Source organism: Salmonella sp. 2018103, from assembly GCF_026247685.1.
GTDB lineage: Bacteria > Pseudomonadota > Gammaproteobacteria > Enterobacterales > Enterobacteriaceae > Salmonella > Salmonella enterica.
This window is the reverse complement of record NZ_CP111029.1, coordinates 2876644-2892670: the sequence shown is the minus strand read 5'-3', so window position 1 is coordinate 2892670 and position 16027 is coordinate 2876644. Positions and strand designations below refer to the sequence as shown.

11 protein-coding genes are annotated in these 16027 nt (G+C 54.7%); 6 read left to right on the top strand and 5 right to left on the bottom strand.

Going from position 1 to position 16027, the window contains the following annotated elements:
* Window positions 1-80 precede the first annotated feature (80 nt).
* A complete protein-coding gene (locus tag OLG56_RS14085; RefSeq protein WP_000597928.1) occupies window positions 81-992 on the top strand; it encodes a LysR family transcriptional regulator in 912 nt (303 codons plus the stop codon).
* Between the two features lie 90 nt (window positions 993-1082).
* Here OLG56_RS14085 and infA read toward each other — a convergent pair whose 3' ends face one another.
* From infA to trxB, 5 genes are all read right to left on the bottom strand, one after another.
* The gene (gene infA, locus OLG56_RS14080) at window positions 1083-1301 is read right to left on the bottom strand and encodes a translation initiation factor IF-1 (RefSeq protein WP_001040187.1); all 219 of its coding nucleotides are present in this window, start codon (window positions 1299-1301) and stop codon (window positions 1083-1085) included.
* A gap of 311 nt (window positions 1302-1612) precedes the next feature.
* Window positions 1613-2317, bottom strand: a complete 705-nt coding sequence (gene aat, locus OLG56_RS14070; protein ID WP_039590826.1) for a leucyl/phenylalanyl-tRNA--protein transferase — start codon at window positions 2315-2317, stop codon at window positions 1613-1615.
* Between the two features lie 44 nt (window positions 2318-2361).
* Window positions 2362-4083, bottom strand: a complete 1722-nt coding sequence (gene cydC, locus OLG56_RS14065) for a heme ABC transporter ATP-binding protein/permease CydC (protein WP_001202257.1) — start codon at window positions 4081-4083, stop codon at window positions 2362-2364.
* Window positions 4084-5850 (bottom strand): heme ABC transporter permease/ATP-binding protein CydD, encoded by a 1767-nt coding sequence (cydD, locus tag OLG56_RS14060; RefSeq protein WP_001044531.1) that lies wholly within the window; start codon window positions 5848-5850, stop codon window positions 4084-4086.
* Between the two features lie 114 nt (window positions 5851-5964).
* A complete protein-coding gene (gene trxB, locus OLG56_RS14055; protein WP_000537406.1) occupies window positions 5965-6933 on the bottom strand; it encodes a thioredoxin-disulfide reductase in 969 nt (322 codons plus the stop codon).
* A gap of 546 nt (window positions 6934-7479) precedes the next feature.
* Between trxB and lrp the strand changes: the two genes are divergently transcribed.
* The 5 genes from lrp (at window position 7480) to serS (ending at window position 15804) form a co-directional block, all read left to right on the top strand.
* The gene (lrp, locus tag OLG56_RS14050) at window positions 7480-7974 is read left to right on the top strand and encodes a leucine-responsive transcriptional regulator Lrp (RefSeq protein ID WP_000228469.1); all 495 of its coding nucleotides are present in this window, start codon (window positions 7480-7482) and stop codon (window positions 7972-7974) included.
* Window positions 7975-8108: 134 nt separating this feature from the next.
* Entirely contained in the window at window positions 8109-12146 is a 4038-nt protein-coding gene (gene ftsK / locus OLG56_RS14045) for a DNA translocase FtsK (protein ID WP_061377489.1), read from the top strand.
* Between the two features lie 142 nt (window positions 12147-12288).
* Window positions 12289-12900: an outer membrane lipoprotein periplasmic chaperone LolA gene (gene lolA, locus OLG56_RS14040; protein WP_001643618.1), complete on the top strand. Its 612-nt coding sequence runs from the start codon at window positions 12289-12291 to the stop codon at window positions 12898-12900.
* 9 nt (window positions 12901-12909) lie between these two features.
* Window positions 12910-14253 carry a replication-associated recombination protein RarA gene (rarA, locus tag OLG56_RS14035; protein WP_000067786.1) on the top strand — a complete coding sequence of 448 codons (1344 nt, stop codon included), beginning with the start codon at window positions 12910-12912 and terminating at the stop codon, window positions 14251-14253.
* Window positions 14254-14511: 258 nt separating this feature from the next.
* On the top strand, window positions 14512-15804 hold the full coding sequence (serS, locus tag OLG56_RS14030) for a serine--tRNA ligase (RefSeq protein ID WP_000886699.1): 1293 nt from the start codon (window positions 14512-14514) through the stop codon (window positions 15802-15804).
* Window positions 15805-16027 lie beyond the last annotated feature (223 nt).

Sequence of the window (16027 nt, the reverse complement as noted above, 5' to 3'; positions counted from 1 at the left end):
TGTGAATAAGCTTATATTCATGACAAAAGGTTCGGTAGTGGCTAAAATGGCTCATACCGTTCCATTAATAGGACAATGTAATGATAAAAACGGATCTCAATGATTTTGCGTGGTTTGTGCATGTGGTCGAAGAGGGTGGGTTTGCCGCGGCGGGGCGTGCGCTTGATGAACCAAAATCAAAACTGAGCCGGCGTATTGCGCAACTGGAGGAACGGCTGGGCGTGCGATTGATTCAGCGAACCACCCGGCAGTTTAACGTTACCGAAGTGGGACAAACATTCTATGAGCACTGTAAAGCGATGCTGGTGGAAGCTCAGGCGGCGCAGGATGCCATTGCCGCATTGCAGGTAGAGCCTCGCGGTATCGTGAAGCTGACCTGCCCGGTGACGCTGCTGCATGTACACATCGGCCCAATGCTGGCGAAATTTATGGCGCGTTATCCTGATGTTTCGCTACAGCTTGAAGCGACCAATCGTCGGGTGGACGTCGTAGGGGAGGGGGTGGATGTGGCGATTCGCGTCAGGCCGCGCCCGTTTGAAGATAGCGACCTGGTGATGCGTGTCCTGGCTGACAGAGGGCATCGCCTGTTTGCCAGCCCGGATCTTATCGCACGGATGGGAATCCCTTCCGCGCCGGCGGAGTTGAGTCATTGGCCAGGGCTAAGTCTTGCATCCGGCAAGCATATCCACCGCTGGGAACTTTACGGCCCGCAGGGCGCACGTGCGGAAGTCCATTTTACCCCGCGTATGATTACTACAGACATGTTGGCGCTACGCGAGGCGGCGATGGCGGGCGTGGGGCTTGTGCAGTTACCTGTCTTAATGGTGAAAGAACAACTGGCCGCCGGTGAACTGGTCGCGGTGCTGGAAGAGTGGGAGCCCCGGCGGGAGGTTATTCATGCTGTGTTCCCATCCCGGCGAGGATTATTACCTTCCGTACGCGCGTTGGTCGATTTTTTGACGGAAGAGTATGCGCGGATGGTGGAAGAGTAACCTGCTCGTCATTCATCGACTTAATGGACGCAAAAAAGGCCGGTTAAACCGACCTTTTATCCAGCCGCCCTTCAGGGCGTGAGGAGACAATTAGCGACTACGGAAGACAATGCGGCCTTTGCTCAGGTCGTACGGGGTCAGCTCAACGGTCACTTTGTCGCCCGTCAGGATGCGGATGTAGTTCTTACGCATTTTACCGGAGATGTGTGCAGTAACCACGTGACCGTTTTCTAACTCTACGCGGAACATGGTATTAGGTAACGTTTCGAGAACGGTACCTTGCATTTCAATATTGTCTTCTTTGGCCATCTAATCCTCTGGGGTATCACTACCATAATTTGAACCGGCAAGATAATGCCGAACTTCTTTTGATAAGTAAAGATTTGTGCGTTTAAAACACAGCAAACCAGGTTTAGCACATGATTCCGCGACACACGACAACGCCGCGTTATACACCTTTTCCCTGATACTACCGCCTGATGTATCGACATAAGCGCAACATATAAGGGAACGGTGAAATAAACGATGGGCGTTACCTGACAACGGGCTGCGGGATAATGAGCTAAACCAATTCTGCGGCAGCAATTATAACACCCCAATAAAAAATGTGCCGAAAACATTCACTTCCGGGGCAAAAATAATGTCCGCGGCACCCAAAAACGGGAGGCCAGCGGCTGTTGACGTAAGCTCGCGAGGTGATCGAGGTAGTCACGACGTGGAATTTCAATGGCGCCGAGCGAGGCGGTATGATTATTAAGTACCTGACAATCAATAAGTTTACCGCCGTGACGGATAAATTCAGCGCAAAAAACCAGCAGTGCGGTTTTGGAAGCATTCTCCTGGCGGCTAAACATCGATTCGCCGCAAAACAGCGCCCCCTGCGAGACGCCATACATCCCGCCGACCAGTTCCCGATCGCGCCACACTTCAATGGAGTGCGCGTGGCCCAATTCATGTAATCGGCGATAGGCTTCCTCAATACCACGCGTTATCCAGGTGCCTTCGTCACGGTGATTGGCGCATCCATCAATGACCCGATCGAAAGCGTAATTGAGCGTCACGCGGTAAGGGGATGCGTTGTGAAAGCGCTTCATGCTGCGACTGAGGTGAAACTTTTCAGGCCACAGCACGGCGCGCGGATCGGGCGACCACCACAGAATCGGGTCGCCCGGCGAAAACCACGGGAAAATCCCGTGCTGGTAGGCCATTAACAACCGGGCAGGGCTGAGATCGCCGCCCAGCGCCAGTAAACCGTTAGGCTCGCGTAAAGCGCCTTCCGGCGAAGGGAAGGCGATAGAATGTCGGGAAAGCTGAACCAGACGCATGACGGCGAAACTCCAGTACGCAAGTCGGATCGTTCAATAATAGCTTACAGACGTTGTTTAAACTGATAATAGCGCCCTTGTCCGGCTAACAATTCTGCATGAGTGCCTCGCTCAATGATGCGCCCGTCGTCCATTACGATGATTTGATCAAAACGGGCCAGGCCGCGCAAACGGTGAGTCACCATCAGGACGGTTTTCTCGCGCATCACATCGGCAAGTAATTCCAGCATTTCGCTCTCGGTGGTCGCATCCAGCCCCTCAGTGGGCTCATCCAACAGCATTAACGGAGCATCATGCAACAGCGCGCGGGCGATGGCCAGACGACGAAGTTCGCCGCCGGATAGCAGGCGACCGCCTTCGCCGAGCCAGCTATTAAGCCCACTATCTTCGAGCAGATTTTCGAGGCCGACGCGACGCAGCATATCGGAAAGGGCTTCGTCGCTGGCATTGGGTGCCGCCAGTAATAAATTATCACGCAGCGTGGCGCTGAACAGGTGGACACGCTGCGGCACCACGCTGATAGTCCGGCGTAAGGCGGATTCGCTCAGCGAGGATAGCGGAAGATCGTTGAGCAGAATTTCGCCTTGTTGCGGGTCCCAGGCGCGGGTGAGTAGCTGCAACAGCGTTGATTTTCCGCAGCCGGTACGCCCCAGAATAGCGACATGCTCGCCAGGATTAGCCTGTAATGAGAGGGCATTGAGCGCATTAATCGGCTGGTCGGGATAACGAAACGAAACGTCCCGCAGGGTGAGTGTGACCTTTTCCGGCGCGGGAGTTTCTGCCTGCGGAAAGGTCACCTCCGGTTTTTGCTCCGTTAATTCAGTGATACGAAGCGCAGAGGCGATAACCTGCCCCAGATGCTGGAATGCGCCGGTAACGGGCGCAAGTGCCTCGAAAGCCGCCAGCGCGCAGAAGACAAACAGCGCGATGAGCGCGCCGGGCTGCGTATTGCCGCCAACGCCGCCGGAGGCCATCCACAACATTAACATCACCGCCAGCGCGCCAATCAGCAGCATTAACGCCTGCGATAAGGCGGTCAGTTCAGACTGTCGGCGTTGGGCCTCATGCCATTGTAATTCGGTGGCTTCCATTTGCGCCCGATAGCGTTTGCTGGCGCCAAAAATGGTGAGTTCCGCCTGGCCCTGTAACCATGACGTGAGCTGTTGGCGATACTGACCTCGTAGATGCGTCAGATTTTGGCCGGTATTTTTGCCGGCGCGATAAAACACCGGCGGCATAATAAACAGCGTCAACAGCATAATGCCGCCCAGCGTGATCGCCAGCGTCACGTCGAGAACGCTAAGCCCCAGGGTGACAATCATAATCACTACAAAAGCGCCGACCAGCGGGGAGATGACGCGCAAATAGAGATGATCCAGCGTGTCGACGTCGGCAACGATGCGGTTCAGCAGTTCACCTTGCTGATATCGTGCCAGACCCGCGGGGGAGAGCGGTAGAAGTTTGCTGAAGGTGTAAATACGCAGATGTTGCAGCACGCGGAACGTGGCGTCATGACTTACCAGACGTTCAAAATAACGACCGGCGGTACGGGTAATGGCCGCGCCGCGCACGCCGGCTGCCGGGAGCATATAGTTAAAACTGTAAATTCCCGCGAAGCCTGCGATAGCGGACGCGGACAGGAACCAGCCGGAAAGCGTCAGCAGCCCGATACTGGCAAGCAGGGTCAGGATTGCCAGCGCAATTCCCAGCGTTAGCATCCATTTGTGGCGTTTATAAAGCGTCAGATAAGGGAGTAGCGCGCGCATTTAAATATCCTCCTGACGGTGAGCCAATAACGTCGCAAAAGCGCCGTTGGCGGCGCTGAGTTCGGCATAACTGCCTTGTTCGACAATCGCGCCATCTTGCATAACCCAGATAGCGTCCCAGTCGGCGAGATCTTCCAACTGATGCGTCACCATTAATGTGGTCTGGCGTTTTGACGCCGCTTTTAACGCCTGCATGACGCGTTGCTCGCTGTGAGCGTCCAGGCTTGCCGCCGGTTCATCCAGCAGTAGCAGTTGACAGGGATTAAGTAGCGCACGGGCGACCGCTACACGCTGTGCCTGGCCGACGGAAAGTCTGCTGGCATGATTGCCGAGCGGGGTGTCTACTCCCTGCGGCAGCAGCGGTAAAAACTCGCTTACCCATGCGGCGTCAAGCGCGGCATAAAGTTCCTGCTCGCTGGCGTCCGGGCGCGCCAGTAATACATTTTCGCGTAGCGTCGCCGCAGGTAATTGCGGGTTTTGTCCGACCCAGGAGAGATGCTGGCGCCAGGATTCCGGCGAGAGATCGCGAAGCTCGACACCGTTAATACGCAAAGATCCCTGATAGGAGAGAAAACCGGATAATACATTCAACAGAGAGCTTTTACCGGAACCGCTGCGTCCTACCAGGACGGCGCGTTCTCCTGCCGCTAATGAGAAATTCAGCGGCCCGGCAAGCGTTTTGCCTTCTGGCGAGGTGATAATAAGATTGACTGCGTCAATGGTTACAGGTTCGTTTTCCGCCAGCTCAACTTCGCCGCGCGCCGGGTGGGCGAGGGGTGTTTCCAGAAATGTCTTCAGACTATCCGCCGCGCCAACCGCCTGCGCCTTAGCATGATAAAACGTGCCGAGGTCGCGTAACGGCTGGAAAAACTCCGGCGCGAGGATCAAAGCGAGGAACCCGGCGGCGAGCGTCACACCAGTACCGTAATGACCAAAGTTCAGCTCGCCCAGGTAAGAGAAGCCAAAATAAACGGCGACCAGCGCAATAGAAAGCGAGGTGAAAAACTCCAGCACGCCGGAAGATAAAAAGGCGAGGCGCAGTACTTCCATCGTGCGTTGACGAAAATCCTGCGATGCTGCGCGAATGTTCTCGGTTTCCGCTTCTCCACGACCGAAAATTCGCAGCGTTTCCATCCCGCGCAGACGGTCAAGAAAATGGCCGCTTAGCCGGGCAAGCGCCAGGAAATTGCGGCGGTTGGCGTCAGCCGCGCCCATTCCCACCATCGCCATAAATAGGGGAATGAGCGGGGCAGTGCCCAGCAGAATCAGCGCCGCCGCCCAATTTGACGGGAAAATCGCCGCCACGATTAAGAGCGGTACGCAAACGGCAAGCGCCATTTGCGGCAGATAGCGCGCATAATAGTCATGCATATCGTCAATCTGTTCCAACACCAGCGTCGCCCAGCTACCGGCGGGCTTGCCCTGAATCCAGGCAGGGCCGGCTTGCTGCAGACGATCCAACACCTGACGGCGGATCTCAAAGCGAATATGTTGTCCGGCATGAAAACCGACGCGCTCGCGCAACCACACCACCCAGGCGCGAAGGACAAAGACCAGTATCAGCAGGATAAAAGGGAGCAACAGCGCTTCCCGTGGAATGTTCTCCATGATCATATGTTGCAGGATACGCGCCATGATCCAGGCCTGAGCGACAATTAATACGCCACTCATGAATCCCAACAGGCGGGAAATATTCAACCACCGTTGGGAGATTACGCTTTGCTGTTTTAACCAGCGGGTCAGCTCTTTTTGACGGGTTTTATTCATTGCACGCTTAGCAGGTGAGTTATTAGAATTTCAGGCAGGGGCAATGTTACAACGACGCAAAAATAAAGGCGACTTATAGTCGCCTTTTTTACTTTTGTTACTGATTTGTAAAAACTATTTGCTCGCGTCGGCCAGACCATCGAGATAGCGTTCAGCATCCAGCGCCGCCATACAGCCCGTACCTGCAGAGGTGATCGCCTGACGGTAAATATGATCCATAACGTCACCCGCCGCGAATACGCCAGGGATGCTGGTTTGTGTGGCGTTGCCATGGGTGCCGGACTGAACTTTGATATAACCATTTTCCAGCTCAAGCTGGCCTTCGAAGAGCGCCGTGTTTGGGCTATGACCGATGGCTACGAAAAGTCCGGCGATGTCCAGCGTCTCGATATTATCGCTCTGCTGCGTGTCGCGAAGACGCAGACCGGTGACGCCCATCTGATCGCCGGTCACTTCTTCCAGCGTCCGGTTGGTGTGCAGGATGATATTGCCATTTTCGACTTTATCCATCAGGCGCTTAATGAGGATTTTTTCAGCGCGGAAACCGTCACGGCGATGGATAAGGTGCACTTCCGAAGCGATGTTGGACAGATAAAGCGCTTCTTCAACTGCGGTGTTACCGCCGCCGATCACCGCCACTTTCTGGTTGCGGTAGAAGAAACCGTCGCAGGTTGCGCAGGCGGAAACGCCGCGCCCTTTAAAGGCTTCTTCCGATGGCAGCCCCAGATAGCGCGCGGAAGCGCCGGTCGCAATGATCAACGCATCGCAAGTGTACTCTGCGCTGTCACCTGTCAGACGGAACGGACGATTTTGCAGATCCACTTTGTTGATGTGATCAAAAATTATCTCGGTTTCAAATTTTGCCGCATGTTCATGCATGCGTTCCATCAGCAGCGGGCCGGTCAAATCGTTTGGATCGCCGGGCCAGTTTTCCACTTCCGTCGTGGTAGTCAGTTGACCGCCTTTTTCCATACCGGTAATAAGTACTGGCTGTAAATTTGCGCGCGCGGCATACACCGCCGCGGTATATCCCGCCGGTCCTGAGCCCAGAATAAGCAGCTTACTGTGTTTGGTCGTGCCCATGAGATCCCCATAGTTGTTGGCAGACAATGAGCAGAATTGTAGGGAATTTACAGACGTAAAAAAAGAGCATAACGATTTTGTTAACAATATGTGTAATAGCATGAACCGATGAACGACCGGGACAGCGACGTTATCATCACAAATTTTACTTGAAATCGGTAACTTATAAGGTGACGAAATGACAGTTTACCGCCCTCTCTAATGAATAACTGGCATGTTGTACTAAAAATCGATGTTTTGCTTTGACAATCACCTGCTGTTTTGCGAAAACATTCGAGGAAGAAAAAAACTGTGTTATGTATGTGCTGCATAATCATGCATGTAAATACCATGTTTACCGGGCTAGTGAAATCTACGCATGGCGTGGACAGACGCCATTCGTGATGTCGATAGCTGCCGCGAGGCAACGGTCTTCTCACCATAGACCAGGCATTGCGCGCCGTTAATCCCTCTGGGTTTCGGTCTATTGTGATGGGCAGCGACTCTGAACAGTGATGTGAGTAGAGTCAGGCAGGAGTAGGGAAGGAATACAGAGAGACAATAATAATGGTAGATAGCAAGAAGCGCCCTGGCAAAGATCTCGACCGTATCGATCGTAACATTCTTAATGAACTGCAAAAGGATGGGCGTATTTCCAACGTCGAGCTTTCTAAACGAGTAGGGCTTTCGCCGACACCTTGCCTTGAGCGTGTGCGTCGGCTGGAGCGACAGGGGTTTATCCAGGGCTATACGGCGCTGTTGAACCCGCATTATCTGGATGCGTCACTTCTGGTATTCGTTGAGATTACCTTAAATCGCGGCGCGCCGGATGTGTTTGAACAGTTTAATGCCGCCGTGCAAAAGCTTGAAGAGATTCAGGAGTGTCATTTGGTTTCCGGCGATTTCGACTACCTGTTGAAAACCCGTGTACCGGATATGTCAGCGTATCGAAAACTATTGGGAGAGACGTTGCTGCGCTTGCCAGGTGTGAACGACACCCGAACTTACGTAGTGATGGAAGAGGTAAAACAGAGTAATCGTCTGGTTATTAAGACACGCTAACACGGAACAGGTGCAAAATCGCCGTAGTTTGATTACACTCCTGTTAATCCATACAGCAACAGTGCCGGGGCAACCCGGTGCTGTTGTCCGTTTTAGCATCGGGCGGGAAAAGCCTGGAACCTGGAGAGCCTTTTTTGAGCCAGGAATATACTGAAGACAAAGACGTCACATTGACGAAGTTAAGCAGCGGGCGCCGACTTCTGGAAGCGTTGTTGATACTTATTGCCCTTTTTGCCGTCTGGCTGATGGCGGCCTTGTTGAGCTTTAACCCTTCGGACCCCAGTTGGTCGCAAACCGCCTGGCATGAACCCATCCATAATTTAGGCGGCGCGCCGGGCGCGTGGCTGGCCGATACACTGTTCTTTATTTTTGGCGTAATGGCCTACACTATCCCTGTCATTATTGTCGGCGGGTGTTGGTTTGCGTGGCGTCATCAGTCTACGGATGATTACATCGACTATTTTGCTGTGTCGCTACGCCTTATCGGCGTGCTGGCGCTGATTCTCACTTCCTGCGGTCTGGCGGCCATTAATGCCGACGATATCTGGTATTTCGCCTCTGGCGGCGTAATTGGCAGCCTGTTAAGCACCACGCTGCAGCCGTTGTTGCATAGTAGCGGCGGAACGATAATGCTTCTCTGTATTTGGGCTGCCGGGCTGACGCTCTTTACCGGTTGGTCCTGGGTTAGTATCGCCGAAAAATTAGGCGGCTGGTTGCTTAATATACTGACCTTCGCCAGCAACCGTACCCGGCGTGATGATACGTGGGTTGACGACGAAGAGTATGATGACGAATACGATGAAGAAACCGACGGTGTGCAGCGTGAATCTCGCCGGGCGCGTATTTTGCGCGGCGCGTTGGCGCGTCGTAAGCGACTGGCTGAAAAATTCAGCAATCCACGGGGCCGTCAGACCGATGCCGCGCTCTTTTCCGGCAAACGGATGGATGATGACGAGGACATTCAGTATAGCGCACGCGGCGTCGCTGCCGATCCCGACGACGTTCTGTTTTCGGGCAACCGTGCGACGCAGCCGGAATATGATGAATATGATCCGCTGTTAAACGGCCATTCTGTCACCGAACCGGTTGCCGCCGCTGCGGCAGCAACCGCCGTCACCCAGACGTGGGCAGCGTCCGCCGATCCCATAATGCAAACGCCGCCCATGCCGGGGGCTGAGCCGGTTGTCGCGCAACCGACCGTGGAGTGGCAGCCCGTACCGGGGCCGCAAACCGGCGAGCCGGTTATCGCGCCTGCGCCGGAGGGGTATCAGCCGCATCCGCAATATGCTCAACCGCAGGAGGCGCAAAGTGCGCCGTGGCAGCAACCTGTGCCTGTCGCTTCCGCGCCGCAATACGCCGCGACGCCAGCGACCGCAGCAGAGTATGACTCTCTTGCGCCGCAGGAAACACAGCCGCAATGGCAGGCGCCGGATGCCGAACAACACTGGCAGCCGGAGCCGACCCATCAGCCGACGCCGGTTTATCAGCCGGAGCCGATAGCGGCTGAACCTTCCCACATGCCGCCGCCGGTTATCGAACAGCCGGTTGCCACCGAGCCTGAACCTGTCATAGAAGAGACCAGACCCGCCCGTCCTCCGCTTTACTATTTTGAAGAGGTGGAAGAGAAACGCGCCCGTGAGCGCGAACAACTGGCGGCATGGTATCAACCGATTCCGGAGCCGGTAAAAGAGAACGTGCCGGTCAAACCTACGGTATCTGTCGCGCCATCCATACCGCCAGTGGAAGCGGTAGCCGCCGCCGCGTCGCTTGACGCAGGTATTAAGAGTGGCGCTCTGGCAGCAGGCGCCGCGGCCGCTGCGCCTGCATTTGGTCTGGCTACCGGCGGCGCGCCGCGTCCGCAGGTGAAAGAGGGGATTGGTCCGCAACTGCCGCGTCCGAACCGCGTTCGCGTGCCGACCCGACGGGAACTGGCGTCGTACGGTATTAAGCTGCCGTCACAGAGGATTGCAGAAGAAAAAGCCCGCGAGGCGGAGCGCAATCAGTACGAGACGGGCGCGCAGCTAACCGATGAAGAAATAGATGCAATGCATCAGGACGAGTTAGCCCGTCAGTTTGCGCAGTCGCAGCAGCATCGTTATGGTGAGACGTATCAGCATGATACTCAACAGGCAGAAGATGACGATACCGCTGCGGAAGCTGAATTAGCCCGCCAGTTTGCCGCTTCGCAACAGCAGCGATATTCCGGCGAGCAACCCGCTGGCGCGCAGCCGTTCTCACTGGACGATCTGGATTTCTCGCCAATGAAAGTATTGGTTGATGAAGGTCCGCACGAACCGCTGTTCACGCCGAGTGTCATGCCCGAATCAACGCCTGTTCAGCAGCCGGTAGCACCGCAGCCGCAGTATCAACAGCCGCAACAGCCGGTAGCGCCGCAGCCGCAGTATCAGCAGCCGCAACAGCCGGTAGCGCCGCAGCCACAGTATCAGCAGCCGCAGCAGCCGGTAGCGCCGCAGCCACAGTATCAGCAGCCGCAACAGCCGGTAGCGCCGCAGCCACAGTATCAGCAGCCGCAGCAGCCGGTAGCGCCGCAGCCGCAGTATCAGCAGCCGCAACAGCCGGTAGCGCCGCAGCCGCAGTATCAGCAGCCGCAACAGCCGACAGCGCCGCAAGACAGCCTGATTCACCCGCTGTTGATGCGTAACGGCGACAGTCGTCCATTACAGCGTCCGACGACGCCGCTGCCTTCGTTAGATCTTCTGACGCCGCCGCCGAGCGAAGTTGAACCGGTAGATACCTTTGCGCTGGAGCAAATGGCGCGTCTGGTTGAAGCGCGTCTGGCGGATTTCCGCATTAAAGCTGATGTGGTGAACTATTCGCCAGGCCCGGTCATTACTCGCTTTGAACTGAATCTGGCCCCGGGCGTTAAAGCGGCGCGTATCTCCAACCTTTCCCGGGATCTGGCGCGCTCATTGTCAACGGTAGCCGTACGCGTTGTGGAGGTCATTCCAGGCAAACCTTACGTAGGGTTGGAATTGCCGAACAAGAAACGGCAAACCGTTTATCTGCGCGAAGTGTTGGATAACGCCAAATTCCGCGAGAATCCGTCGCCGCTTACCGTGGTGTTAGGTAAGGATATCGCGGGCGATCCGGTAGTGGCGGATCTGGCGAAAATGCCTCACCTGCTGGTGGCCGGTACGACCGGTTCCGGTAAGTCGGTCGGAGTTAACGCCATGATCCTCAGTATGCTGTATAAAGCGCAGCCGGAAGACGTTCGCTTTATCATGATCGACCCGAAAATGTTAGAACTCTCGGTCTATGAGGGTATACCGCATCTGCTGACAGAAGTTGTTACCGACATGAAAGACGCGGCTAACGCGTTACGCTGGAGCGTCAATGAGATGGAGCGTCGCTATAAGCTGATGTCCGCGCTCGGCGTGCGTAATCTGGCTGGGTATAACGAGAAAATCGCCGAAGCGGCCCGCATGGGGCGTCCGATTCCGGACCCGTACTGGAAGCCGGGTGACAGTATGGATGTTCAGCATCCGGTTCTGGAAAAACTGCCGTATATCGTGGTACTGGTTGATGAATTTGCCGACCTGATGATGACCGTCGGTAAAAAAGTTGAAGAGCTGATCGCGCGTCTGGCGCAGAAAGCGCGCGCCGCGGGGATTCACCTGGTACTGGCGACGCAGCGTCCGTCGGTCGATGTGATTACTGGTTTAATTAAAGCCAACATTCCAACCCGTATCGCTTTTACCGTATCCAGTAAGATCGACTCCCGCACCATTCTTGATCAGGGTGGCGCTGAGTCGTTATTGGGAATGGGGGACATGCTCTACTCCGGACCAAACTCTACTATGCCGGTACGTGTCCATGGGGCGTTTGTGCGTGACCAGGAAGTCCATGCGGTGGTGCAGGACTGGAAAGCTCGAGGTCGTCCGCAATATGTGGATGGCATTACCTCCGACAGCGAAAGCGAAGGTGGCGGTGGCGGTTTTGACGGCGGCGAAGAATTAGATGCGCTATTCGATCAGGCCGTTAATTTCGTCACCCAGAAGCGTAAAGCGTCCATTTCCGGCGTTCAGCGTCAGTTCCGCATCGGCTATAACCGTGCGGCGCGTATTATCGAACAGATGGAAGCGCAGGGTATTGTCAGCGCTCAGGGGCATAACGGTAATCGTGAAGTGCTGGCTCCGCCGCCTTTTGAGTAAACCTGTAAGCCGGATGGCGCTGTGCAGGCTGCCATCCGGCAACAAAATTCAGTATTTTCTTCTTTCCTCATGCTGATTTTTGGCCTGGAATAGAAAGCAAAAGGAGCTCCTGGTCGGGAGTGTCGAAACCTGAGGAATAATGATGAAAAAAATGGCAATCGCCTGTGCATTACTTTCAAGCGTTGTAGCCAGCAGCGTATGGGCTGACGCCGCCAGCTCTCTGAAAAGCCGTCTGGATAAAGTGAGCAGCTTTCATGCCACCTTTACTCAAAAAGTCACCGATGGCAGCGGTGCCGCGGTGCAGGAGGGACAGGGTGATTTATGGGTTAAGCGGCCAAATCTATTCAACTGGCATATGACGCAACCTGACGAGAGTATTCTGGTTTCTGACGGCAAAACGTTATGGTTCTATAACCCGTTTGTAGAACAGGCTACCGCCACGTGGTTGAAAGATGCCACCGGAAATACACCGTTTATGCTGATTGCCCGCAACCAGGCCAGCGACTGGCAGCAGTATAATATTAAGCAGGATGGCGATAATTTTGTGCTGACGCCGAAAGCCAGCAACGGCAATCTGAAACAGTTCACCATCAATGTGGGACGCGACGGGACTATCCACCAGTTTAGCGCCGTAGAACAAGACGATCAGCGTAGCGCCTATCAGCTAAAATCCCAGCAAAACGGCGCTATTGATCCGTCAAAATTTACGTTTACTCCGCCGCAAGGGGTAACGATAGACGACCAACGTAAGTAGAGGCGATGAGTGAGCAATCTGTCGCTCGATTTTTCTGATAATACGTTTCAACCGCTGGCCGCGCGAATGCGGCCGGAAAATTTAGCGCAGTATATCGGCCAGCAGCATTTGCTGGCCGCAGGTAAGCCGTTGCCTCGCGCTATTGAGGCCGGGCATCTGCACTCCATGATTTTATGGGGGCCGCCAGGGACGGGGAAAACCACGCTCGCTGAAGTGATCGCCCGCTACGCCAGCGCCGATGTCGAGCGTATTTCCGCCGTCACTTCTGGGGTAAAAGAGATTCGCGAAGCTATCGAGCGCGCCCGCCAGAATCGTAATGCCGGTCGCCGTACCATCCTGTTTGTCGATGAAGTGCATCGCTTTAACAAAAGCCAGCAGGACGCCTTTTTACCGCATATCGAAGATGGCACTATCACCTTTATCGGCGCGACCACGGAAAATCCCTCTTTTGAGCTGAACTCGGCGCTCTTGTCGCGAGCGCGGGTCTATTTGCTGAAATCGTTGACCACTGACGATATTGAGCAAGTACTGGACCAGGCGATGCAGGACAAAACGCGTGGTTACGGCGATCAGGATATCGTGTTACCGGATGAGACACGGCGAGCGATTGCTGAGCTGGTCAATGGCGACGCGCGGCGCGCCTTAAATACGCTGGAAATGATGGCCGATATGGCGGAGGCGGATGATAGCGGCAAACGCGTTTTATTGCCCTCCTTGTTGACCGAGATCGCCGGCGAGCGCAGCGCGCGTTTTGATAACAAAGGCGATCGCTTCTACGATCTTATTTCCGCCTTACATAAATCAGTGCGCGGCAGCGCGCCGGATGCCGCCCTCTATTGGTATGCCCGTATCATTACCGCGGGAGGCGATCCGCTGTACGTGGCGCGTCGCTGCCTGGCGATTGCCTCGGAAGATGTGGGTAATGCCGATCCGCGCGCGATGCAGGTCGCTATTGCCGCGTGGGATTGTTTCACCCGCGTTGGTCCGGCTGAAGGCGAAAGGGCGATCGCGCAGGCTATCGTTTATCTCGCCTGCGCGCCGAAGAGCAACGCCGTCTATACCGCCTTTAAGGCTGCGCTGGCCGACGCGCGCGAACGTCCTGATTATGACGTTCCTGTCCATCTGCGTAATGCGCCAACCAAACTGATGAAAGAGATGGGTTATGGCCAGGAGTACCGCTATGCCCACGATGAGCCCAATGCCTATGCTGCGGGTGAAGTGTACTTCCCGCCGGAAATCGCGCAAACGCGCTATTATCATCCGACAAATCGTGGTCTGGAAGGCAAGATTGGCGAAAAGCTCGCCTGGCTGGCTGAACAGGATCAAAATAGCCCCACAAAACGCTACCGCTAGTGTAAACGTTGCGGTAAGGTTATCTCTAAATATGATGCTCCAGGTATCATGGCGTTGATGATGAATCTCGTTATGCCTGATAGCACGTTGCTTATGAGGTCCGCAGGTATAGCGCAATGGATGCGTTGTTGCTGTCGTCGGTCAGGTAAGGCGAAAACGTCGCTATTACGTAAACGTGGTTTACGTTCATCAATACAATCAGAGGCGATCATCAATTGATCGCGTTTCCTTTTATTATTCGATAAGCACAGGATAAGCATGCTCGATCCCAATCTGCTGCGTAATGAGCCAGACGCAGTCGCTGAAAAACTGGCACGCCGGGGCTTTAAGCTGGATGTAGATAAGCTGCGCGCTCTTGAAGAGCGTCGTAAAGTTTTGCAGGTCAACACGGAAAACCTGCAGGCGGAGCGTAATTCTCGATCGAAATCCATCGGCCAGGCGAAAGCGCGCGGGGAAGATATCGAGCCTTTACGCCTGGAAGTGAATAAACTGGGCGAAGAGCTGGATGCGGCGAAAGCCGAGCTGGATACCTTGCTGGCGGAGATCCGCAATATCGCGCTGACCATCCCAAACCTGCCTGCGGATGAAGTGCCGGTAGGTAAAGATGAAAACGACAACGTTGAAGTCAGCCGCTGGGGTACCCCGCGTGAGTTTGATTTTGAAATCCGCGATCACGTCACCTTAGGGGAAATGCACTCCGGCCTCGACTTTGCCGCCGCGGTTAAGCTGACCGGCTCCCGTTTTGTAGTGATGAAAGGACAGATTGCGCGTATGCATCGCGCATTGTCGCAGTTCATGTTGGATCTGCATACGGAACAGCACGGCTATAGCGAAAACTACGTGCCGTATCTGGTTAACCACGACACGCTGTATGGCACCGGTCAACTGCCGAAATTCGCAGGCGATTTGTTCCATACCCGTCCGCTGGAAGAAGAAGCAGACAGCAGCAACTATGCTTTGATCCCGACGGCGGAGGTTCCGCTGACCAATCTGGTACGCGATGAAATCATCGACGAAGATCAGCTGCCAATTAAAATGACGGCGCATACGCCTTGTTTCCGTTCTGAAGCAGGTTCTTATGGTCGTGATACCCGTGGCCTGATTCGTATGCATCAGTTTGACAAAGTGGAAATGGTGCAGATCGTTCGCCCGGAAGATTCTATGGCTGCGTTGGAAGAGATGACCGGTCACGCGGAAAAAGTGCTCCAGCTACTGGGACTGCCGTACCGTAAAATTATTCTGTGCACTGGTGATATGGGCTTCGGCGCCTGCAAAACCTATGACCTCGAAGTCTGGGTTCCGGCGCAGAATACCTACCGCGAGATCTCTTCCTGCTCTAACGTCTGGGACTTCCAGGCGCGTCGTATGCAGGCACGCTGTCGCAGCAAGTCCGACAAAAAGACCCGTCTGGTCCATACCCTGAATGGTTCTGGTCTGGCGGTAGGTCGTACCCTGGTGGCCGTGATGGAAAACTATCAGCAGGCTGATGGTCGCATTGAAGTGCCGGAAGTATTACGTCCGTACATGAACGGACTGGAATATATCGGCTAATCCTCGCTTTCTCTTCTTCTAAAAAGCGCCTTCGGGCGCTTTTTTTATGCCAGTTTGATACCGGACAATAATCCCTACCCTATTAGGGGTAATACTGATTTCGAATGAAGGTCAGTTTTTAACGCTATTTTTCTATTTTTTCGATATATATCAGACTTTATAGCGACGTTATCGCTATATAAAATTCTATACATCGTTTTATTGTTTTTTTATTGTGAGCAGC

Coding starts and splice junctions, on each gene's coding strand:
- OLG56_RS14085 (WP_000597928.1), top strand. CDS start 81: ATGATAAAAACGGATCTCAATGATTTTGCGTGGTTTGTGCATGTGGTC.
- infA (WP_001040187.1), bottom strand. CDS start 1,301: ATGGCCAAAGAAGACAATATTGAAATGCAAGGTACCGTTCTCGAAACG.
- aat (WP_039590826.1), bottom strand. CDS start 2,317: ATGCGTCTGGTTCAGCTTTCCCGACATTCTATCGCCTTCCCTTCGCCG.
- cydC (WP_001202257.1), bottom strand. CDS start 4,083: ATGCGCGCGCTACTCCCTTATCTGACGCTTTATAAACGCCACAAATGG.
- cydD (WP_001044531.1), bottom strand. CDS start 5,850: ATGAATAAAACCCGTCAAAAAGAGCTGACCCGCTGGTTAAAACAGCAA.
- trxB (WP_000537406.1), bottom strand. CDS start 6,933: ATGGGCACGACCAAACACAGTAAGCTGCTTATTCTGGGCTCAGGACCG.
- lrp (WP_000228469.1), top strand. CDS start 7,480: ATGGTAGATAGCAAGAAGCGCCCTGGCAAAGATCTCGACCGTATCGAT.
- lolA (WP_001643618.1), top strand. CDS start 12,289: ATGAAAAAAATGGCAATCGCCTGTGCATTACTTTCAAGCGTTGTAGCC.
- serS (WP_000886699.1), top strand. CDS start 14,512: ATGCTCGATCCCAATCTGCTGCGTAATGAGCCAGACGCAGTCGCTGAA.